The following is a 14,908-nucleotide window of genomic DNA, read 5'->3' as shown; positions in this document are numbered from 1 at the left end:
AGAGATTTGGTGATGTCTCCTAACCGTTATCAATGGAGGCACTCGGTCGTGCTGTGGGTAGAAAATTTATTTTCGAACCTACCTTAGACGCTTGTCGTCGGGAGTATGACGTGAGGATGGGTTGGATGCCCATAATTTTATTTATTATAGAAACTCTACCTATGGAGTTATAAAAATGACTCTATAGGTAGGGTTTTTGTTATTGTTACATATAGATAAAACAATATTTTTTGGGGGGATTAGATTTGAAAAAAGTAAGAAAAGCAATTATACCAGCTGCTGGTCTTGGAACGAGATTTTTACCAGCAACGAAAGCGATGCCGAAAGAAATGTTACCGATCGTTGATAAACCGACAATTCAATACATAGTAGAAGAAGCGATAGAATCAGGAATTGAAGATATTATTATTGTTACTGGAAAAGGAAAGCGCGCAATTGAAGATCATTTTGATCATTCCTTTGAACTAGAGCAAAATCTTCTAGAAAAAGGGAAGCATGAAATACTTGAAAAAGTACAAGCTTCTTCAAAAATAAATATTCATTACATAAGACAAAAGGAACCGAAAGGACTTGGACACGCAGTATGGTGCGCTCGTAAATTTATTGGAAATGAGCCATTTGCGGTATTACTTGGTGACGATATTGTTCAAGCAGAAACACCGTGCTTACGTCAATTGATGGATCAATATGAAGGTACACAGTCGTCAGTTATTGGTGTACAAACAGTACCTGAAAATGAAACGCATCGTTATGGCATTATCGATCCAGTTGAACAAAACGATCGTCGTTATCAAGTGCGCCAATTTGTGGAAAAGCCAGCTCAAGGAACAGCGCCATCTAATTTGGCAATTATGGGACGTTACGTATTAACGCCAGAAATCTTTATGTTCCTAGAAGATCAGCAGACAGGTGCAGGTGGGGAAATTCAATTAACAGACGCGATTCAACGTTTAAATGAAATTCAGCGTGTATTTGCTTATGATTTTGAAGGAACTCGTTATGATGTTGGGGAGAAATTTGGATTTATTAAGACGACAATTGAGATGGCGTTACAATATGAAGAATTAAATAAAGAATTAATGGAATACATGGGTGAGATTATAAAAAGAGAAACAGTACACTCATAAAGGAAAGGTGATATATTTGGGGAATCGTGAAATGGCTAGTGGATCATTGGAACAAAATACAATGGAGATTCAAAAGACTAGTATTATGTATTTATGTTTAAAAAGGACTATGGACCTACTCGGAGCAATAGTGGGATTGATAATTTTTTCTCCAGTATTTCTTTTAATTTCAATTTTATATATGACAGGAGATAATAAAGGACCTATCTTTTTTAAACAGATTAGAATAGGTAAAAATGGAAAAGAATTTTATATTTATAAATTCAGGTCAATGGTTATCAATGCAGAAGAGAAATTAAGGGGAAATGAAGTACTATATAAAAAATATATAGATAATAATTATAAATTAGAGCCAAGTGAGGATCCGCGTATAACAAAAGTAGGACAGTTTTTAAGAAGGACTAGCTTAGATGAACTTCCACAGTTTTTAAATGTTTTAAAAGGTGATATGAGCCTCGTCGGACCAAGGCCAGTAGTCCAAGAAGAGCTAGTAGAGTACGGAAAAAGAAAAAATGAGTTTTTATCTGTAAAACCAGGTCTTACAGGTTACTGGCAAGTTAGTGGTAGAAGTGATGTAGGATATCCAGAGAGAGTAGATTTAGAGTTATATTATGTTTATAACGCATCACTGTGGTTAGATATTAAAATTTTATTATTGACTGTTAAAGATGTTTTGGTTGGTAGAGGAGCATATTAAAATACTTACATTTCTAAAATTTTATAAAAAAGGGGGATGAAGATATGAGTATAAATGTTGAATTACATACACATACTTGTCATTCTCATGATAGTACTTTGGGCAAGTGGTTCTATTTGTTAATGCTTAAATTAAGAAGAATAGATGTAGTGGCAATTACTGATCATAATGAAATTAAGGGTGCATTAAAGTTTAAAGCTTTTCTTGAGAGATATTCAATTAAAGTAATTATTGGGGAAGAGATATTCTCTAGTAAAGGTGAAATAATAGGGTTATTTATAAATACCAAAATAAGCCCAGGAAAATCTCCGAGAGATACAATGATAGAAATAAAAAAACAAGGTGGAATAGTGTATATTCCTCACCCATATGATGAAAAAAGGTATAAAACAGTATTGGTGGAAGAAGAGATTCAAAAAAATCAAGATTTAATTGATGTCATTGAAATTCACAATGGTAGGAATATAAAGGGATATTTTTCAGACATTCAATTAGAGATTGCAAATAGATATAGTGTCGCTAAAGCTGTAGGTAGTGATGCACATACATTTCTAGAATTGGGTAGAAACTATAATGTTATGGAAGATTTTAAAGGTGCACAGGAGTTTAAGGATAATTTACAAAGTGCGCAATATGTTCAACGAGATTGTTTACAGGTGGCCCATCATATAACAAAGTTTGCTAGAGTTTTTAAATTAATAAAAAGAGGTAAATACAGTGAATTGTATAGAATTATCAATAAGAAATTTGGAAATAGAAAGCAAAAAGTTAGCCGTAAAAATTGAAAAAGAATTTCAGCCAGATGTAGTTATATTTATAGCTAAGGGTTCATTTTTAATAGGACAAACAATAAGTGAATACTTAAGAGTACCACTATTAGAAATTCACGCAGTGCGTAAAGGAAATAAATTAAAAGAATTTATTAAGCCTGTAATAAAGATTATCCCTAAATCCCTTAAGGAATATTTGAGACGTAAGGAAATTCAATCTGGGGTTCATAACCAGAATATAGATAGAGAAATTTACTTTGATAAAAGTAAATATGAGATGGGAAAAATAAATAAAATTTTGGTTGTAGATGATTCGGTGGATACGGGGCATACAGCTAATCAAGTGGTAAAATATTTAGGGAATATTTATAGTGAAACAGAGATTAAATTTGCTAGTCTAAATTATTTTAAAGATAGTGTGAATATTTTTAGTGTTGATTATTCTTTATATGAAGATTATATTTTAATAGGCCCTTGGTCCAATGATTCAAAATATAATAAAGAATTTATTGGATTATATGATCAATGGAGGGAGTTAAACCATGGAGAGGCCTAAAATTAGTATAGTAGTAGCGGCATATAATGTAGAAAGCTATATCGGAAAGTGTTTGGAAAGTCTTATTACACAGAGTATTAAGGAGATTGAAATACTGGTTGTAAATGATGGTTCACGTGACAATACAGTTGAAATTGCTGATGAATTTGCAAAGCGTGATAAACGTGTAAAAGTAATCTCCCAAGAAAATGGCGGTTTAAGTGCCGCTAGGAATACGGGAATTGACCATGCTAGTGGGGAGTTTATAGCGTTTGTAGATGGTGATGATTATTTAGATAAATCCATGTATGAGACTTTATATAAAAAGATCGTTACAGATAACATTGATTTGGTGGTTTGTGGATTCAAAAAGGTTTGGCTGGATGGGAAAGCGAATAAGCTACGCGAGAAGGATTATTATTTTAATCAAAATTTATTGAATGGTGATATCCTAGAGAATTTCCTGTGTAGACATGATGAACCTTTTGTTGTAGCTTGGAACAAATTGTATAGGACAGAAATAATCAAGCAAAATGGACTACACTTTGAAAATCGTGCTTTTTTTGAAGATGTAGGTTTTATGCCACGATATTTATACTATGCAAAATCTATTGATAGTATAGATTTTCCACTGTATTACTACGTACAAAGAGAAGGCTCAATTACTAAAAGTTACAATCCAATGATTGGAAATTCCTTGGTTAATACTACAAGATTAATAGGAGATTTTATAAAAAAAGACCCAAATTTAAAGAAATATATGGGTGCTTTGGAATTGAGATTGAAAATATATGAATTAAATTATTTAATAGATAATGGAGAAAATATAAAGACATTAAGGCAAGATATTATTGCTTTACAAGATTATAGTGAATTTTTACCACTTAAACATAGGATATCAATATTTTTAATAAAAAATAATGTATATATATTCTTTTATAAAAATATCTGGGGAAAGATTAATAAATGATATAGGCATTAATTTTATGAATAAAGTATTGAATCTATGGAAGGAAAGAAAATGAAAAATTATGATAAAATAATTATATATCTTATTATGATTGCAATCTTTAGCTTGTTTTTGGAAACGAAAATCTATATACCATTGTTTCTCTTAATTACCTTGATGTGTTTACCATATTTTAAACAAGTTAATAGATGGCAAATATACCTGTTGTTCTTCCTGTTATATGGAGGATTATTAAATATTTTTTACTTTAATAATTTCGAAATAAACTTATACATAAAGTTTATTGTAAACCTTAGTTTTTTACTAGTGGTTCCAAACTTTATCGAGAAGGTAAAAATAGACTCGAAATTTAATAATCAGTTTAAATTGTGTTTAGAGTTAATAATTATTCTAAGTTTTATACAAATAATGTATGTATACATTAGTCAAAATATATCCTTAAGCTATTTCCTAAATATAGAAAACTCTATTGATGCTTATGCTATTAGTAGGGGGGCAGATCCTATTTTTGGTCATAGTAATAAAAATATTTGGGCTTCGAAATTATTCTTAGTACAACTGTTATATTTTAATTTTATATTAAATGATAAAATTAAAACTAGAGAGTTCCTGATACTTTCTATATTTGTTATCAATATAATGCTTCTTTTATCCAGAACGGCTCAAATGGCGATGATTATTCCGTTTATATATATTTTTTATAAAAAGATATATAAAAAGAATAATTATATTAAATTTTTTGTTCTATGTTTAATCCCTATATTGTTATTTGGGTTTATTGAAGTTGTTACAGATGTTATTCTAAGAATAGGGGATCCCAGTACAGATGGAGGGGCATCTCGACTTTTTTTATGGAAAGCTTTCTTTGAGCATTTTAATGAGACACATTATATAGTTGGAAACGGTATGTATTCCAGTTATAATTTTTTAATGCAATATGTACCTCACTATTTAGTTAACACTAATATGCATAATTTTATTATAAATATTGCCATGGAGACAGGAATTATTGGAGTATGTATATACATTAGTTTCCTTTTTGGACTGTTCAGGAAACTAATGTCGGGTTTAAGAGGATATAAGGTTGAATTTTGTATAGTTTTTATTTTACCGTTAGTGCTAATAATGTCCTTGCAATATTTAGGTTATGATAATGATATTGTTGTATATCTTGTATTATTATTTTTAGTTAAGAAGAGTTGGGTTCAAGATTTTGATGTAAAACATAAATTATAGAGTGAAAAAGAGCCTTTTTATTTTATGTAAGGCTCTTTTTGTATTATTCAAAAAATACGAGGGGAATTTGAAATGAGGTAGTGAGTTAGAATATTAGTTGATGAGGAGAAGTTAATTTGAAAGCTAATTTTAAATATAAAATTTATCGATTGATAAGTATGTTTGTCTATGGTCTTTTTTATATGTTCCCCATAAATAAAAAGAAGATAATGTATACATCATATCGAGGAGAGCATTTTTCATGTAGCCCGCGATATGTCTTCGAAGAAATGTATAAAAAGAGGAGCGATCTAAAATATGTTTGGGTTTTAGATGATAAAAATAAAATGCCCGATGCATATGATAATATTACAATTGTTAGAAGGAAAAGTATAGAGTATTTCTACCATATGTATACCTCTAAGATTTGGATAGACAACTGTAATAAAGAAGCATTTCTAAAAAAGAAGAAAGGAATTATCTATATTCAATTATGGCATGGGCTCCCCTTAAAGAAAATAGGTTTAGATATAGGATTTAAACAAATTGATAGGGAGTTAGTAAATAGTTGGATTACAGAAGGGGAACAAATCGACTATCTTGTAGTTCCTAATGATTTTTGGGGAGAAATTTTATCGAAAGCTTTAAATGTTAGTAGTGAAAAGTTGTTGAATATGGGATTACCACGTAATGATTCATTATATGCGGTGCAAGAAGATAAGGGAAATCATAACAAGATAAATATTTTATATGCTCCAACCTTCCGACAAGAAAATCTGGAGTCTTTTGATTTACCAATAAATCTAGATGAATTACAGAATAGAGGAGTATTTAATAAGATAAATTTATTAATTAGATTACATCCAAATGTAAGGAATCTTAAAAATGATTTAAGCAAGTATGGTGGTAGTGTTATTAATGTTACTAATGTTGATGATTTGGAAACGTTATTAAAATCTACTGATATTTTAATAACAGATTATTCTTCTGTTTTCTTGGATTATTGTATTTTAGAAAAGCCCGTAATATTTTATCCATATGACTATGATAGTTATATAAAAATAAATAGAGAGTTTTATTTTAACTATCAAGATTTTGTTCCAGGCCCGATAGCGTATTCGTTTGAAGAATTGAAAGAGTTATTATTAAATGTTGAGGATTATATAGATAATGTAGATTTACAGTGTAATATAAGAAACTTTAAATATGAGTATGTTGACGAATTTAATGATGGAAAGGCATCAAGTCGAGTTACTAACTTTACGCTAAATTTATTAGATTGATGTAATTAAAAGCTGAAAAATAAGTAGAGGGATCGATATGAAAAATATTATACATGATTTCTTGTATAATGCTCTTTATCAAGTGTTTATTATTATTATTCCTATCATTACATTGCCTTTTCTATCTAGAACTTTAGGTGTAGAGGCCCTAGGGATTAATAGTTATACTTTTTCTATTGTACAAATTTTGACTGTCATATCTTTACTGGGTATGGCACAATTTGGGGTTAGAAATATTGCAAAAGTTAGAGATTCTCAATGTGATTTAAATAGTGCATTTTGGAATCTTTGGATTATACAATTAATAACAGGGATAGTGGTTTTATTAGGATATATAACATTCGTTATTTACGGCGCTAAAAATTACCAGTTATATTTTTGGCTGCAGTTGCCGTTTTTAATAAGTGTAATGTTTGATATATCATGGTTTTATATGGGGATTGAAAAGTTTAAAAAAATTGTATTGAGGAATATAGCAATAAAATCTATAACAGTACTTTTAATATTTGTCGTTATAAAAAATGAAAGTGACTTATGGAAATATATACTAATTTTATCTGTAGGTAATTTTTTAGGAAATCTAGTTTTTTGGATTAGTATAAAAAAGTATATAACCCGATTCGCTTTCGATAGGGCTACTTTAACAAAAAATTTTCGTGGAGCTCTTTTTTTGTTAATTCCACAGCTTTGTATTCAATTGTATATTACATTCGATAAAACTATTGTTGGTTTGATCGCTGGTCCAATGGAATTATCATATTACGATCACTCACAGAAAATTGCAAGGATAGTATTGACTATTATTACATCACTCAGTATAGTTTTACTACCTAAAATGTCAAATTTAATTGCGAAAAATGATGGTATTGAAATTGATAAAATTTTGAAAAAATCAATAGATTACACGTTAGTAGCTTCTATATTATTTTGTGTTACAGTAATGGTTAATTCCTTTGACTTTGTACCTTGGTTTTTCGGAAAAGAGTTTGCTCCTATGTCAAATTTAATGTTTTGGGTAAGTTTAATAATCGTATTTATACCCCTAGGTGGGGTGTTTGCAAATCAATATGCGCTGGTATTTGAAAAGGATAAACAGTATTTAGTCCCTTTGGTGATAGGAGCGGTATTGAGCTTATCCCTTAATTTAATAATGGTCCCATATCTAGGTGCTTTAGGTGCAACGTTTGTAATGATTATTGTAGAATTTACAGTATGCTTTTTTAGAATATATTTAGTGAGGAAAGAACTTAAATTAAATATAATGTTTAAAGGGATATATATATATATATTATTAGGAGGAATCGTCTTTCTTATAGGCGTATCTATTCCTAACATATTTGATAGCGTATTTTTAAATATGTTTATTAAAACCTTAATAATATTCCTAATATATTTAGGTGGAATTATGTTAACACCTAATGCAATATCTAAAGATATAAAAAAAATAGTATTGAAATAATTAAATTAGGAGAGTGCCGAATTATGAAAAGGGTTCTAACATATGGAACATTTGATTTACTACATTATGGTCATATAAATTTAGTAAGACGAGCAAAAGAACTAGGGGATTATTTAATAGTTGCATTATCAACTGATGAATTTAATGCATTAAAAGGAAAAGAGTCTTATTTTAAATTTGATGAGAGAAAAATGCTATTGGAAAGTATTAGATATGTTGATTTAGTAATATCGGAAAATACATGGGAACAAAAGATTGAAGATATTATAAAGTATGAAATTGACGTATTTGTTATGGGGAACGATTGGGAAGGGAGATTTGATTTTCTAAAGGAATATTGTGAAGTGGTTTATTTACCGAGAACTGAAGATATATCAACTACTCAAATAAAAAGTGAACTTTCATTACAAGCATAAGGAATAAAAAAGCTTTTATTTATAAATGTACTTGCTGTAATATGGAGAATAGCAATAATGCATAATTAGTTATAAATAAAAATTAAAGAAGGTATAAGTTATGAAAAAGAAAATTTTATTTTGGATTTTAGGTATAATAGGTTTTCTAGTAGTTGCAGGAGGAGCATATGCATATTATGTATATTCTAATGTGTCAAATACATTAAATGCAGTACATAAACCGTTAGATCGTGATAAATCTGAAAAACGTGATAAGAAAATAGATGTTGCAGATAATAAGCCGATATCTATTTTATTAATGGGTGTGGATCAAAGAGCGGATGAGACAGGGCGTTCGGATTCGATGATGTTATTTACGCTAAATCCACAAAAAAAATCTATGAAAATTACTAGTATTCCACGTGATTCTTATACAGAAATTGTAGGTAAGGGTAAAAAGGATAAGATTAATCATGCCTACGCTTTTGGTGGAATTGATATGGCTGTAAAAACGGTAGAAAATTTCCTTGATGTACCAGTTGATCATTATATTGAAGTGAACATGGCTGGCTTTAAAGATGTTGTGGATGCAGTTGGTGGAGTAGATGTTAATAATGATTTAGAATTTAAATATGAAGGATCACAATTTGCTAAAGGGAACATACATCTTAATGGTACAGAAGCGTTAAGATATTCTCGTATGCGCTATGAAGATCCACGCGGTGACTTCGGCCGTCAAATGCGTCAACGTCAAGTTATTCAAGCTGTAATTAAAAAAGGTGCAAGCGTTTCTTCTCTAGCAAGCTACGGTGATGTATTAAAAGCAATTGAGAAAAACGTTAAAACAAGTTTAACTCAAGATCAAATGTTTGAGATTCAAAAGAACTATAAAGATTGCATAGAGAATACTGAAGAAATCCAAATCCCAGGTGACGGCCACAAAGCCGCTGATGGTATTTGGTACTACTATGTTCCAGAGGCAGCAAAACAAGATATAACGAATAAGTTAAGAGCACATCTTGAATTGACTAAGTAATATGTAATAACCCAACTCCTTTGGTAGGAGTTGGGTTTATTTTTGCATGAATTTATATTAGTATTATATGTTGTGAGATTAATAGATGAGGTGAATCGATGAATAAGAAAGCAGTACTTGTCCTTGTTATTTTTGTATTGTTTGTTGCTTCGATTGTGAGCGGTAAATTGTACTGGAATAAGAAAGTTACGAATGCGACGGGACAGACGAATGAAGTAACGAAAACAAAGGCTGAAGTGAAAGATAGTGGAGAGAAGAAAACAGCGAAAAAACAAGATGAGAAGTCATCTTTTAATGAAGCATATGCGAAGAATTTACCAGATGCAGTGAAAGAGAAGTTAAAGAAAGCTGCTGAGGAGAAGAAGGCAGTAAACCTTGTTATTGTTGGTGATGAAGCTTCTTCATCTGAAAAGGATGCTTGGGCAGCTAAGTTCATTGCTAATTTAGAGGCTTCTTACGGTAAAGGTTTATGGAATGTGACGGTAAAGGAATATAAGGGCGAAAGTACAGAAGAGTTAATCGCGAATAAACGTGATAAAGAGATTGCGAAAGACAATCCAGATGTGATTTTATTTGAGCCACCATTTATTACTGATAATAGTAAAACTGGTAATGGCAACTCTGTTGCGAATACGCAGAAGTTCGTTCAAGCACTTTCTACTAGTGCAAAAGACGCTACAATTATGATTCAACCATCAAACCCGGTGTATGGTGCGAAGAATTATCCAAAAGCAATTGAGGCATTAAAACAATTTGCAACGCAAAATGGTTATACATATGTTGATCATTGGGGAGCATGGCCTGATGCAACAACAAAGGCTATCCTTCCATACTTACAAGAAGAATTTGGTTTCCCAAGTGCTAAAGGGCATGAAGTTTGGGCACAATATGTAACGGATTATTTTGTTGCTAAGTAATGAAAGGTACACAAAAGGTATACGAGCAATCGTATACCTTTTATAATAAGAAAGTGAGTAAGAAATCCTAATATATGTAGGAGGAAGACAATGAATTCAATTCTAATCTGTGGCGGAGCTGGTTATATCGGTTCTCACGCTGTGAAAAAATTAGTAGATGAAGGTTTATCTGTAGTAGTAGTAGATAACTTACAAACTGGTCATGAGGATGCGATTACGGAAGGTGCGAAGTTTTATAATGGTGACCTTCGTGATAAAGCATTTTTAAGAGATGTTTTTAAACAAGAAAATATTGAGGCGGTTATGCATTTTGCGGCTGATTCTTTAGTTGGAGTTAGTATGGAGAAACCTCTTCAATATTATAATAACAATGTGTATGGTGCACTTTGTTTATTAGAGGTAATGGATGAGTTTAAGGTAGATAAGTTTATTTTCTCTTCTACTGCGGCAACGTATGGTGAGGTAGATGTGGACCTTATTACTGAGGAAACAATGACAAATCCAACAAATACATACGGAGAGACGAAGTTAGCAATCGAGAAGATGCTTCATTGGTATAGCCAAGCTTCTAATTTACGTTATAAGATTTTCAGATACTTTAATGTTGCTGGTGCAACTCCAAATGGTATTATTGGAGAAGATCACCGTCCAGAGACGCATTTAATTCCTCTTGTGCTGCAAGTGGCGTTAGGTCAACGTGAGAAGATTATGATGTTTGGTGAAGATTATAATACACCAGATGGTACTTGTATCCGTGATTACATTCATGTTGAAGATTTAGTAGCGGCTCATTTCTTAGGGCTTAAAGACCTACAGAACGGCGGAGAGAGTGATTTCTATAACTTAGGAAATGGTAATGGTTTCAGTGTAAAAGAAATCGTTGATGCAGTTCGTGAAGTTACAAATCATGAAATCCCTGCTGAGGTAGCACCGCGCCGTGCGGGAGATCCAGCACGTTTAGTTGCTTCTTCTCAGAAAGCGAAAGAGAAGTTAGGATGGGATCCTAAGTATGTAAATGTGAAGACAATCATTGAGCATGCTTGGAATTGGCATCAGAAGAAACCTAATGGGTATGAGAAATAAGTTGTATATATGAAGAGCGGGTATCGTCTTATGGCGATATCCGCTCTTTTTGTTGTACGTATCTTTCCTTAAAACTATCTTAAAAGATAAGGTGTCATATTTCTAATCATTGGTATTTTTGTTACAATATAAGTGAATGTGTAAAACTTTGTAAAAAGAATGTAATAATATGTATTTTGTTTTCAGAAAGTTTTGTACAATTCGATTATTTATTAAACTATTAAGTTATAAAGGGAGAGAGACTATGTTACCAAATACGGTTCGTACTCCAAACAAGAAGAAAAAATGGATTATTGTCGGGGTTATTGCACTAATTGTGATTGTAGCAGCAGTTAATATTTTTGTTATGCAGGGTAAGAAGAAGGGCGCATCAACAACTGCTGATGCTGTAAGTTTTGAGAAAGTGACAGAGCGTAAGCTTAATAATACGAAGTTAATTTCTGGTCAGGTGAAGCCGGGGAATATTGAAAGTTTCTATGCAGATCCGACTAAAGGAAAAGTGAAAAATATTGAGGTGAAAGAGGGACAAGAGGTAGAGAAAGGTACGAAGTTATTCTCTTATGATAATGAAGAAATTAATCTTCAAATGAAGCAAGCTGAGCTTGATCAGAAGATGGCGGATATGCGTTATGATCAAGGGAAAAAGAAGATTGATTCGTTGAAGAAAGAAATTAAGAAAGCGAAAGATAGCGGGGCTGGGAAAGAAGTAACAGAACCAATGGAAGAGCAAGTAAGTGAGTTAGAGATGGCGCAAAAGACAACGGATCTTGAGAAAGAAAAAGGGAAGTTGCAGAAAGAAGAGTTAAGTAAAAAGCAACAAGAACTTACGGTTTATAGTAATTTTGCTGGTGTTGTTCAAAAGTTAGATAAAGATGCGGCACAAAGTTCATCTCAAGCTTTAGGTGGTCAAGGAAAAGCATTTTTACAAGTAGCTTCTAAAGATCCGTTCCAAATTCAAGGGACGTTAACTGAGCTTCAGAAGTCACAAATTCAAAAGGATCAAACATTCACTGTAACAGCGAAAGCAAATAATAAGAAGAAGTGGACAGGTAAGATTACAGAGGTAAGTGAGTTCCCAACGAGTGCCGAGATGGCTCAAGCTGGCGGTATGGGTGAAGCGACTCAAAATATGTCCCAATATACATATAAAGCAAGTCTTGATACCCAAGATGGTTTATCTCCAGGTTATCACGTTTCACTACAAGTGAATTTAGAGAATAAGACGATGATTGCTGTTCCAAGTAAGAGCATTGTAGAAAAGGGCGACGATGCATTTGTTTATATCGAAGAGAAAGGCAAGCTTCGTAAACAAAATGTGAAAAAAGGTGCTACTGATGGGGATTGGACAGAGATTACTGAGGGCGCAACAGTGGGGCAAAAGGTGGTTAAAAATCCTTCCGACAACGTGTATGACGGAATGGAAGTGAAAGAGAAATGATTACGTTAAATAATATTGCTAAGACGTATTATCAAGGGAAGCTTGCGGTGCCGATTTTGCATGGTATTAGTTTAACGATTCAGGGCGGTGAGTTTGTTTCCATTATGGGGCCGTCTGGTTCTGGTAAGTCAACGCTTATGAATATTATCGGTTGTTTAGATCGTCCAACAGAAGGCGAATATATGCTCAATGATGTGAATATCTTAACAGCAGACGAGTCAAAACTTGCTTTAATTCGTAATGAATATATCGGCTTTGTGTTTCAGCATTTTAATTTACTTCCGCGTCTTTCTGCAGTGGAAAATGTTGAACTTCCGCTCGTATATGGTGGAGTGAAGAAAGCGGAGCGCCGCAAGCGTGCGTTAGAGGCGCTAGGCAAAGTAGGATTAGCGGACCGCGTGCATCATTTACCGAATGAATTATCAGGTGGGCAGAAGCAGCGTGTAGCCATTGCAAGAGCAATTGCGAATAATCCAACGTTCATTATGGCCGATGAGCCGACCGGTGCGCTTGATACGAAGTCTGGTCAGCAAGTTATGGATATTTTTACAAAGCTAAATGCAGAAGGTACGACGATTGTTATGGTCACGCATGAAGAGGAAGTAGCATCGTATTCTTCTCGTCGCATCGTATTGCGAGATGGGAAAATTACAGAAGATAGAAGGTGTGCGGTATGAGTTTACTAGATAGTATTAAAATCGCCTTATCTTCTATTTTAGCTCATAAACTACGTTCTGCTCTTACGATGCTCGGAATTATCATCGGCGTTGGTTCTATTATTACTGTCGTTGCGATTGGGCAAGGCGGGGAAGCGATGCTGAAGTCAAAAATCACTGGTTCTGGTAATAATCTTATGCCAATTCAGTTTAAGCCAGATATTAATGATGAATTTAGTATGGGCGGATTTGAAATACCGAAGTTAACGGAAGAAGATATTCTAGAAGTAAAACAAGTGAAAGATGTCTCGCACGTTATTACGACAAATCAGACGTCAGAGATGCTTGATGTAAATGATAAAAAAGCAAATTTGAATGTTATTGGGCTTGATAATGAATATTTTGCAGTAAATAAAGTAAAAGTCGTAAAGGGACGTACTTTAAACGAATCAGATATTTCTCATGCGAATAACGTTGTGATGATTAGTACGAAAACAGAAGAGACATTATTTAAGGATACAAATCCAGTTGGACAAATTATTGAGATGAAGGGACAGCCGATGCAAATTATCGGTGTGTACAGATCTGAGAATGAGTTTATGGGATTTGAAATGGAAGAAGGTTTAATCCCAATAACGTTATGGCCTGTTTTATACGGAACAGATGAAATTCAAAGTATCGCAATTCAATCTAAAAATGTAGACGATTTAGAAACAGCGGGGAAAAAAGCTGTTGAGGTGTTGAATAGTCGTAAGCCAAGTGAAATTCCAGGTAAATATGAATTGGTAAATTTAAAAGAGTTCCAAGAAGGAGTTTCTAAAGTTACTAACATCATGACAATGATTATTGGTGGTATCGCTGGTATTTCATTAGTCGTTGGTGGTATTGGTGTTATGAACATTATGCTCGTATCTGTAACGGAGCGTACGCGCGAAATTGGGATACGTAAAGCGCTTGGGGCAACGCGTAGTAAAATTTTATTACAGTTTTTAATTGAAGCAGTTATGTTAACGCTTCTAGGTGGCTTAATCGGAATTGGTCTTGGATATGGCGGGGCATATATTGTTTCCACATTTGCGAAGTGGCCACCGCTTGTTTCATGGGAAGTTGTTGTAGGAGGCGTACTATTCTCTATGACACTTGGTATTATTTTCGGATTAATTCCAGCAAACAAAGCTGCGAAATTAGATCCAATCGAAGCATTACGTTATGAGTAATTTACTAGTGTAGTAGGGAGGGTATTCTCGACTACACATTACCGTTCTAGTGGGCGGTTCGTAGCCTCCATATGAGGAAGTGAACCGCCCGTTAGAACGGGTTACATAAA

At 32.9% G+C, this 14,908-nt stretch carries 15 protein-coding genes; all 15 read left to right on the top strand.

Annotation, left to right across the window (positions count from 1 at the left end):
• Nucleotides 1–245 precede the first annotated feature (245 nt).
• The 15 genes from bpsC to COC96_RS11600 all read left to right on the top strand — a co-directional run bounded on the left by bpsC (nt 246) and on the right by COC96_RS11600 (nt 14,798).
• A complete protein-coding gene (bpsC, locus tag COC96_RS11670; RefSeq protein WP_098768852.1) occupies nt 246–1,127 on the top strand; it encodes a UTP--glucose-1-phosphate uridylyltransferase BpsC in 882 nt (293 codons plus the stop codon).
• Nucleotides 1,128–1,143: 16 nt separating this feature from the next.
• Nucleotides 1,144–1,824, top strand: a complete 681-nt coding sequence (locus tag COC96_RS11665) for a sugar transferase (protein ID WP_373604885.1) — start codon at nt 1,144–1,146, stop codon at nt 1,822–1,824.
• Nucleotides 1,825–1,868: 44 nt separating this feature from the next.
• A complete protein-coding gene (locus COC96_RS11660; RefSeq protein WP_098768850.1) occupies nt 1,869–2,609 on the top strand; it encodes a PHP domain-containing protein in 741 nt (246 codons plus the stop codon).
• The gene (locus COC96_RS11655) at nt 2,542–3,150 is read left to right on the top strand and encodes a phosphoribosyltransferase (protein WP_098768849.1); all 609 of its coding nucleotides are present in this window, start codon (nt 2,542–2,544) and stop codon (nt 3,148–3,150) included. Before COC96_RS11660 ends, COC96_RS11655 begins: the two co-directional genes overlap by 68 nt.
• Nucleotides 3,137–4,099: a glycosyltransferase gene (locus tag COC96_RS11650; protein WP_098768848.1), complete on the top strand. Its 963-nt coding sequence runs from the start codon at nt 3,137–3,139 to the stop codon at nt 4,097–4,099. Before COC96_RS11655 ends, COC96_RS11650 begins: the two co-directional genes overlap by 14 nt.
• A 51-nt stretch (nt 4,100–4,150) precedes the next feature.
• Nucleotides 4,151–5,335, top strand: a complete 1,185-nt coding sequence (locus COC96_RS11645; protein ID WP_180234959.1) for an O-antigen ligase family protein — start codon at nt 4,151–4,153, stop codon at nt 5,333–5,335.
• Nucleotides 5,336–5,451: 116 nt separating this feature from the next.
• Nucleotides 5,452–6,597, top strand: coding sequence for a CDP-glycerol glycerophosphotransferase family protein (locus tag COC96_RS11640; RefSeq protein WP_098768846.1), 1,146 nt, complete (start codon nt 5,452–5,454; stop codon nt 6,595–6,597).
• 37 nt (nt 6,598–6,634) lie between these two features.
• A complete protein-coding gene (locus tag COC96_RS11635) occupies nt 6,635–8,056 on the top strand; it encodes an oligosaccharide flippase family protein (RefSeq protein WP_098768845.1) in 1,422 nt (473 codons plus the stop codon).
• Between the two features lie 23 nt (nt 8,057–8,079).
• Nucleotides 8,080–8,472, top strand: a complete 393-nt coding sequence (gene tagD / locus COC96_RS11630; RefSeq protein WP_098768844.1) for a glycerol-3-phosphate cytidylyltransferase — start codon at nt 8,080–8,082, stop codon at nt 8,470–8,472.
• A 100-nt stretch (nt 8,473–8,572) separates the two neighbouring features.
• Complete coding sequence (gene tagU / locus COC96_RS11625; RefSeq protein WP_098768843.1) at nt 8,573–9,487, top strand: polyisoprenyl-teichoic acid--peptidoglycan teichoic acid transferase TagU; 915 nt, start codon at nt 8,573–8,575, stop codon at nt 9,485–9,487.
• A gap of 98 nt (nt 9,488–9,585) precedes the next feature.
• Nucleotides 9,586–10,404 (top strand): SGNH/GDSL hydrolase family protein, encoded by an 819-nt coding sequence (locus tag COC96_RS11620; protein ID WP_098768842.1) that lies wholly within the window; start codon nt 9,586–9,588, stop codon nt 10,402–10,404.
• Between the two features lie 90 nt (nt 10,405–10,494).
• Nucleotides 10,495–11,487 (top strand): UDP-glucose 4-epimerase GalE, encoded by a 993-nt coding sequence (gene galE, locus COC96_RS11615; RefSeq protein ID WP_098768841.1) that lies wholly within the window; start codon nt 10,495–10,497, stop codon nt 11,485–11,487.
• Between the two features lie 244 nt (nt 11,488–11,731).
• Nucleotides 11,732–12,925 carry an efflux RND transporter periplasmic adaptor subunit gene (locus COC96_RS11610; RefSeq protein ID WP_098768840.1) on the top strand — a complete coding sequence of 398 codons (1,194 nt, stop codon included), beginning with the start codon at nt 11,732–11,734 and terminating at the stop codon, nt 12,923–12,925.
• Nucleotides 12,922–13,602 carry an ABC transporter ATP-binding protein gene (locus tag COC96_RS11605; protein WP_098269350.1) on the top strand — a complete coding sequence of 227 codons (681 nt, stop codon included), beginning with the start codon at nt 12,922–12,924 and terminating at the stop codon, nt 13,600–13,602. Before COC96_RS11610 ends, COC96_RS11605 begins: the two co-directional genes overlap by 4 nt.
• A complete protein-coding gene (locus tag COC96_RS11600) occupies nt 13,599–14,798 on the top strand; it encodes an ABC transporter permease (RefSeq protein ID WP_098269349.1) in 1,200 nt (399 codons plus the stop codon). Before COC96_RS11605 ends, COC96_RS11600 begins: the two co-directional genes overlap by 4 nt.
• Nucleotides 14,799–14,908 lie beyond the last annotated feature (110 nt).

Source organism: Bacillus cereus (genome assembly GCF_002577405.1).
GTDB classification, from domain to species: domain Bacteria; phylum Bacillota; class Bacilli; order Bacillales; family Bacillaceae_G; genus Bacillus_A; species Bacillus_A cereus_AU.
This window is presented reverse-complemented; position numbering and strand designations above follow the sequence as displayed.